Source organism: Streptomyces sp. NPDC026417 (assembly GCF_055567695.1).
Genome location: NZ_JBVHPY010000029.1, coordinates 32,673 through 39,042, shown reverse-complemented (window position 1 = coordinate 39,042; position 6,370 = coordinate 32,673). Strand labels below are relative to the sequence as shown.

8 protein-coding genes are annotated in these 6,370 nt (G+C 73.7%); 6 read left to right on the top strand and 2 right to left on the bottom strand.

What is annotated here, in order from left to right:
• Positions 1–125: 125 nt before the first annotated feature.
• Positions 126–941, top strand: coding sequence for an AraC family transcriptional regulator (locus ACZ4NT_RS33475; protein WP_121405362.1), 816 nt, complete (start codon positions 126–128; stop codon positions 939–941).
• A gap of 61 nt (positions 942–1,002) precedes the next feature.
• Entirely contained in the window at positions 1,003–2,427 is a 1,425-nt protein-coding gene (locus ACZ4NT_RS33470) for an MFS transporter (RefSeq protein WP_467728837.1), read from the top strand.
• Here the strand turns inward: ACZ4NT_RS33470 and ACZ4NT_RS33465 are convergent.
• Together ACZ4NT_RS33465 and ACZ4NT_RS33460 are read right to left on the bottom strand one after the other, a co-directional pair.
• Entirely contained in the window at positions 2,424–2,933 is a 510-nt protein-coding gene (locus tag ACZ4NT_RS33465) for a MarR family winged helix-turn-helix transcriptional regulator (protein ID WP_467728835.1), read from the bottom strand. The two genes, ACZ4NT_RS33470 and ACZ4NT_RS33465, sit on opposite strands and share 4 nt — an antisense overlap.
• A 486-nt stretch (positions 2,934–3,419) precedes the next feature.
• Positions 3,420–3,911: a hypothetical protein gene (locus ACZ4NT_RS33460; RefSeq protein WP_467728833.1), complete on the bottom strand. Its 492-nt coding sequence runs from the start codon at positions 3,909–3,911 to the stop codon at positions 3,420–3,422.
• 115 nt (positions 3,912–4,026) lie between these two features.
• On the opposite strand from ACZ4NT_RS33460, the gene ACZ4NT_RS33455 reads away from it, so the two are divergent.
• The 4 genes from ACZ4NT_RS33455 to ACZ4NT_RS33440 all read left to right on the top strand — a co-directional run bounded on the left by ACZ4NT_RS33455 (position 4,027) and on the right by ACZ4NT_RS33440 (position 6,246).
• Positions 4,027–4,362, top strand: coding sequence for a YnfA family protein (locus ACZ4NT_RS33455; protein WP_467728831.1), 336 nt, complete (start codon positions 4,027–4,029; stop codon positions 4,360–4,362).
• A 168-nt stretch (positions 4,363–4,530) separates the two neighbouring features.
• A complete protein-coding gene (locus ACZ4NT_RS33450) occupies positions 4,531–5,298 on the top strand; it encodes an SDR family NAD(P)-dependent oxidoreductase (RefSeq protein ID WP_121405357.1) in 768 nt (255 codons plus the stop codon).
• Complete coding sequence (locus tag ACZ4NT_RS33445; protein ID WP_467728829.1) at positions 5,298–5,474, top strand: hypothetical protein; 177 nt, start codon at positions 5,298–5,300, stop codon at positions 5,472–5,474. Before ACZ4NT_RS33450 ends, ACZ4NT_RS33445 begins: the two co-directional genes overlap by 1 nt.
• A gap of 37 nt (positions 5,475–5,511) precedes the next feature.
• Positions 5,512–6,246 carry a tyrosine-protein phosphatase gene (locus ACZ4NT_RS33440; protein ID WP_121405356.1) on the top strand — a complete coding sequence of 245 codons (735 nt, stop codon included), beginning with the start codon at positions 5,512–5,514 and terminating at the stop codon, positions 6,244–6,246.
• Positions 6,247–6,370: the final 124 nt, after the last annotated feature.

The following is a 6,370-nucleotide window of genomic DNA, read 5'->3' as shown; positions in this document are numbered from 1 at the left end:
GGGTGGTGGCGAGTGTAGGTGGACGCGAGCACCGCCCCCCCCCCCCCCCCCCCCCCCCCCCCCCCCCCCCCCCCCCCCCCCCCCGTCCCCGGGCCGCTGTCCGACCCCCGGCCTACGATCCCGTCATGGCCGCCCCACGCCGTGACACGCGCGGCATCGTCGACGCAGCGGAGCTCCTCTCCCGCGTCCGTTTCCGCCGCCACGAGCCCGCCGGGCCGCTGCGCCCCTACCTGGAGCACTACTGGCTGATCGACTGGGACCTCCCGGAGCCGTACGCCTCGCACGTCGTCCCCCACCCCTCGGTGAACGTCGTCTTCCAGGGTTACGCCGGCCGGGAGCCCTTCGGGGAGGTCTCCGGCATCGGACTCGACCTGTTCACGCAGAAACTGGAAGGGCGCGGACGGGTGTGCGGGGTGCAGTTCCGGCCCGGCGGTTTCCGCCCCTTCGCGCCGGACCGGCCGGTGTCCTCGCTGACGGGCCTGCGGCTGGCGCTGGACGCGGTGTTCCCCGCGCCGGAAGGAGCCGCCGAGGCCGTACTCGCCCCGGACGACGAGCGGGCGCGGGTGGCCGCCCTCGACGCGTTCCTGCTCGGGCTCGGCCCCCGGCCCGACCCGCAGGCGGAGCTGGCGACGGCCCTGGTCGACCGCATCCGCGGCGACCGCACCGTCCGCCGGGTCGCGGACTTCGCCCGCGCGGAGGGCATGTCGGTACGGGCCGTGCAGCGCCTGTTCGCCACCCACGTCGGCGTCGGCCCGAAGTGGATCATCCTGCGCTACCGGATCCACGAGGCCCTGGAGCGCGCGGAGACCGACCGCACGGTGGACTGGGCGGCGCTGGCGGCCGACCTCGGCTACGCCGACCAGGCGCACCTGGTCAGGGACTTCACGGCGACGGTCGGGGTGCCGCCGACGGCGTACGCGGGCGGTTCCCGGCAGGCCTAGCGGCTGCCCGCACGCGCAATCCGGTTGACGCGGCGCACCCCCATGCCCGACATTTATCTGCGTGACACAGATACTGCACGACACACATACACCGGTGCATCCACCCGCCCGCATCCGCTGGGCGATCCTCGCGGTCGTCCTCGCCGCCGACGTCCTGGACCTCCTCGACGCCACCATCACCCACATCGCCGCCCCGACCATCGCCCGGGACCTCGGCGGCGGCCCCGCCCTCGTCCAGTGGCTCGGCGCCGCCTACGCCCTCGCGCTCGGCGTCCTGCTCGTCCTCGGCGGCCGGCTCGGCGACCGGCACGGACGCCGCCGCCTCTTCCTCGTCGGACTCGCCGGATTCACCCTCGCCTCGGTCGCCTGCGGCCTGGCGGGGAACCCCGGGACGCTCGTCGCCGCCCGGCTCGCCCAGGGCGCCTTCGGCGCGCTCGTCATCCCGCAGGGCTTCGGCATCCTCGGCGCCACCTGGCCCCGCGACCAGATCGGCAAGGCGTACAGCCTCTTCGGCCCGGTCATGGGACTCTCCGCCGTCGGCGGCCCGGTCCTCGCCGGATTCCTGGTCGACGCCGATCTCGCCGGACTCGGCTGGCGGCCGATGTTCCTCATCAACCTGCTGCTCGGCGGCGCCGCGTTCCTCGCCGCCGTCCGACTGCTGCCCCGCGACACCGGCGACCGCACGGTCGCCGTCGACGTCCTCGGCTCCGCACTGCTCGGCTGCGCGATGCTCGGCCTGCTCGGCGGCCTCATCCAGGGCTCGGCCCATGGCTGGACCCCGGCTCCCGCCCTGCTCCTGACGGCCGGACTCGTCCTGTTCGCCGCGTTCTGCCACCGCCAGCGCACCGCCGAGAACCCGCTGATCCAGCCCTCACTGCTGCGCAACCGCGGCTTCACCTCGGGCCTGTTCGTCGGCGCCGTCTTCTTCGCCGCCGTCGCCGGACTCCTCTACGTCGTCTCGCTGTTCCTGCAACAGGGACTCGGCCGCTCCCCCACCGGCGCCGCCCTCGGCCTCCTGCCGCTGTCCGCGGGCATCGTCGTCGCGTCGATCGCCTGCTACCGCCTGATCGGCAGGTTCGGACGCCGGCTCGTCCTCGCCGGACTGCTGATCACGCTCGCCGGGACGACCGGGCTGCTCGCCCTCGTCGCGGCCACCGGCACGGACACCGCCGGCTGGACCCTCGTCCCGCCGCTGCTCGTCGTGGGACTCGGCATGGGCACCTGCTTCGGCACGATGTACGACGTCGCGCTCGGCGACATCGCCCCCGACGAGGCCGGCAGCGCGGGCGGTTCGCTCGGCGCGGTGCAGCAGCTCGCCAACGCGGCGGGGGCCGCGGCCGTCACCACCGTGTACTTCACCGCCGACGGCGGAGCGGCACACGCCACCACGGTCAGCCTCGCGGTGGTCGCCGCCGTCGCGCTCGTCTGCTGCCCCCTGGTGGGCCTCCTGCCGCGCAAGGCCCCGGAACAGCACCACGGCGGCTAAGGCGTGTCGAGGACGCCGCTCCGGAGACGGGCGACCTGCTCCCCGGTGAACGCGACCGTACGGCGCATGTGGCCGATGATCAGGGCGAGTTCGCTGTCGTCCAGCCCCTCGAAAAGGGTGTACCAGTCGGCGCCCAGCCGCTCCCACATGCGACCGAACTCGGCGACCCTCTCGGGCACGGTCACCACGAGGACGCGCCGGCGGTCGACCGCGTCCCGTTCCCGCACGACGTAACCCGCCTTCTCCAGACGGTCCACGAGCCGTGTCGCCGAGCCGGTCGTCAGCCCCGTCAGCTCCGCGATCCGGCCCGTCGTGACCGGCCCCCGCTCCAAGGTGAGCAGGTTCAGGCACTGCAGATCCGTGGGGTGCAGCTTGAGATGGTCGGCGACAGCCTGGTTGAACAGGGCGTACGACGCCATGTAGCGCCGCGACTCGGCCGCCAGCTCCGCCGTCAGCCGCTCCCGCTCCCCGGCCATCACACCCGCCTCCCGCACCGAAACCCCCATCGTACGCGGCCCCCTTCCCCCCACCGGGGCCCCGCCGAACGCCCTCCGCATGCCGCAGCCGGAAACACCGCCCCCCCTCACCCACCACCAGGGCCACGAGCCGCCCCCACCCACCACCGAAAGGGACCGCACCCACCACCACAGCCACCAGCCCGCAGCCACCCACCACCGGAAGGGCCACAGCCACGAACCCGCAGCCGCCCACCACCGGGAGGGGCTGTGTTCACCACCGTGGCCACGAACCCGCAGCCACCCACCGGCAGGACGGGCCACAGCTACGAGCCCGCAGCCACCCACCACCGGAAGGGCCACAGCCACGAACCCGCAGCCGCCCACCGGCGGGAGGGGCCGTGCCGGTACATCAGATGCCCGTTGCGGGCCGGGCGGGGACCCACGGCGCCGTCGCGTCCGAGGGGAACGCCCGGCCCGCAACGGGCGGATGTACCGGCGCGGACCCGACCCCCGGATCACCGGAGCGCGCCACGCTCAGAAGACGTACGAGTCCCCCGTGTCGAGCGCCAGCACCTGCCGCCGGTCGTTCTGGTGATTGCGATCCACCGCGCCCCCGCCCCACACCGTGTCGATCACCAACGTCACCTCCGTGGGCGACCCCTGCAACCGCACGCCCACCCGGATCTCCTCTCCGGCCCCGTCCGCCGCCAGCGCCCCCGTCCGGCACATCACCGTCCGTCCCCCCGTCCGCGCGCACCCCTCCGGCAGCCACTGCCGGTCGGCCAACGGCACCGACCACCGCAACCGCACCGTCGCGTCCGGGACATCCGCCGGCCCGTGGTTCCGCGGCGTCATCCGCACATCGACACGTCCGCCCGCCATCGCCACGTACCCGTGATAGGCCAGGTCTGCCTCCGGCACCGCACCCCCACCCACCGCGTTCGCGGACCCGGCCACGAACAGACCCCCCACCCCGAAGGCCAGCCCGAGCCCCAGCCTCAGCCCCGCCACACACACCCGGCGCATACCGTCTCTCCTCGCCTCGCCTCGCCTCGCCTCGACACCCTCCGCATACATCCCACCCACACCCCCGAACCAGGCGCCGCCCATCAGGTGAGCCGACCCGTGCCAGAGTGACCGCATGTCCGTGCTCCGCTCCGCCGCCCTCTTCGTCCTCGCCGCACTCCTCGAAATCGGCGGCGCCTGGCTGATCTGGCAGGGCGTACGCGAGCACCGCGGCGCCCTGTGGATCGGCGCCGGCGTGATGGCCCTCGGCGCCTACGGCTTCGTCGCCACGCTCCAGCCGGACGCCGAGTTCGGCCGCATCCTCGCCGCGTACGGCGGGGTGTTCGTCGCCGGCTCCCTCGCCTGGGGCATGACCGCGGACGGCTACCGCCCGGACCGCTGGGACGTCACCGGCGCCCTGATCTGCCTCGCGGGCATGGCGGTCATCATGTATGCCCCGCGCGGCAACTGAAGTGGCACCCGTTCCCAGGCCACGGGCACCGCGCAACCGCCCCGAGCCACCGACACACAACCGGCATCCGATGCCCCGGCACCAGGTCCCCGGCCCCCCCTCCCCCGTCCCGCCTATCCTTGCGGGACACCGAGCACCGCACCGCGAACCGCACCGAGGAGCAGCCGTATGACCCCCGCCGCCGCGTCCCGTATCGCCGTCATCACCGGTGCGAGCAGCGGCATCGGCGCCGCCACGGCCCGCCGGCTCGCCGCGGCCGGCTACCGCGTCGTCCTGACGGCCCGCCGCAAGGACCGCATCGAGGCCCTGGCCGAGGAGATCACCGCGGCCGGCCACCAGGCGACGGCGTACGCCCTGGACGTCACGGACCGCGCCGCGGTCGACGAGTTCGCGACGGCCTTCAAGACGATCGGCGTCCTCGTCAACAACGCGGGCGGCGCGCTGGGCGCGGACCCGATCGCCACCGGCGACCCGGACGACTGGCGCCGGATGTACGAGACGAACGTGATCGGCACGCTGAACGTCACCCAGGCCCTGCTGCCCGCCCTCACCGCCAGCGGCGACGGCACGGTCGTGGTGCTCTCCTCCACCGCCGGCCACGGCACCTACGAGGGCGGCGGCGGCTACGTCGCCGCGAAGCACGCCGAGCACGTCCTCGCCGAGACCCTCCGACTGGAGATCGTCGGCACGCCGGTCCGCGTCATCGAGGTGGCGCCGGGCATGGTCAAGACGGAGGAGTTCGCGCTGACGCGCTTCGGCGGGGACGCGGAGAAGGCGGCGAAGGTGTACGCGGGCGTCGCCGAACCCCTGTCGGCCGACGACGTGGCGGACACCATCGAGTGGGCTGTCACCCGCCCCAGCCACGTGAACATCGACCTTCTCGTGGTCCGCCCCCGGGCCCAGGCGTCGAACACGAAGGTCCACCGGGAGGCGTGATGCCCGACCCGAGGGCGCACGAGCCGGCACCGGGGACGACGCAGAACCCGGAACAGCGGCGCCTGGCCGAGGAGAAGAAGACCGAGCGCTACGTCTGGTGGTACCTGGCCTACTTCCTCTTCGGTATCCACATCGTCGCGTTCGTGATGATCTACGCGGTGATGCACGCGAAGTAGCGGCTGCCGAGCGGCGGGCTCCGCCTACGATCCCGTTGTGAACAGACACATACACTTCGCCCGTCTGCACAACTTCCGCGACCTGGGCGGGTACACCACCGCCGACGGGCGGACCGTACGCACGGGCCGCCTGTACCGCGCGGACTCGCTCGGGAAGCTGGCCGGCGAGGACTGGGACCGCTTCCTGTCGCTCGGCATCCGCACCGTCGTCGACCTGCGCTACCCGTGGGAGATCGAGGCGAAGGGCCGGATCCCGGACCATCCCTCCTTCGCCTACCGCAACCTGAGCATCGAGCACCGGCCGTACGACCAGCCGTCCCTGCCCGCGTCCGTCGAGCCGGGCCCGTATCTGGCGGAACGTTACGCGGAGGTCGCCGAGGACGGCACGAAGGAGATCCGCGAGGTACTCCAACTGATCGCGCAGGCAGGCGAGTCGGACGCTCCCCTGGTCTTCCACTGCGCCTCCGGCAAGGACCGTACGGGCCTGGTGGCGGCCCTGGTCCTGTCGCTCCTGGACGTCCCCGAGGAGACGATCGCCGAGGACTTCGCGCTCACGGAACACGCGACGGCCCGTCTGCTCGCGGACTGGCACGCGGCCCACCCGGACCGGGACCTCGTCTGGCCGGGCCACGGCAGGGCACCCGCCGAGGTGATGACCCTGTTCCTGGCATCCCTGACCGCCCGATACGGCTCGGTGCAGGACTACACGACCCAGGCCCTGGGCCTGGACCACACCTTCACCCACACCCTCCGCAGGACGCTGCTCTCCTGAGGAAGCCGCGGGGGGGGGGGGGGGGGGGGGGGGGGGGGGGGGGGGGGGGGGGGGCGGTGGGGGGGGGGGGGGGGAGGCAGCACGCTGTTTGGGGGGGGGGGAGGGGGGGAGGGGGGGCCGGTGT

Coding starts and splice junctions, on each gene's coding strand:
- ACZ4NT_RS33475 (WP_121405362.1), top strand. CDS start 126: ATGGCCGCCCCACGCCGTGACACGCGCGGCATCGTCGACGCAGCGGAG.
- ACZ4NT_RS33465 (WP_467728835.1), bottom strand. CDS start 2,933: ATGGGGGTTTCGGTGCGGGAGGCGGGTGTGATGGCCGGGGAGCGGGAG.
- ACZ4NT_RS33460 (WP_467728833.1), bottom strand. CDS start 3,911: ATGCGCCGGGTGTGTGTGGCGGGGCTGAGGCTGGGGCTCGGGCTGGCC.
- ACZ4NT_RS33455 (WP_467728831.1), top strand. CDS start 4,027: ATGTCCGTGCTCCGCTCCGCCGCCCTCTTCGTCCTCGCCGCACTCCTC.
- ACZ4NT_RS33450 (WP_121405357.1), top strand. CDS start 4,531: ATGACCCCCGCCGCCGCGTCCCGTATCGCCGTCATCACCGGTGCGAGC.
- ACZ4NT_RS33445 (WP_467728829.1), top strand. CDS start 5,298: ATGCCCGACCCGAGGGCGCACGAGCCGGCACCGGGGACGACGCAGAAC.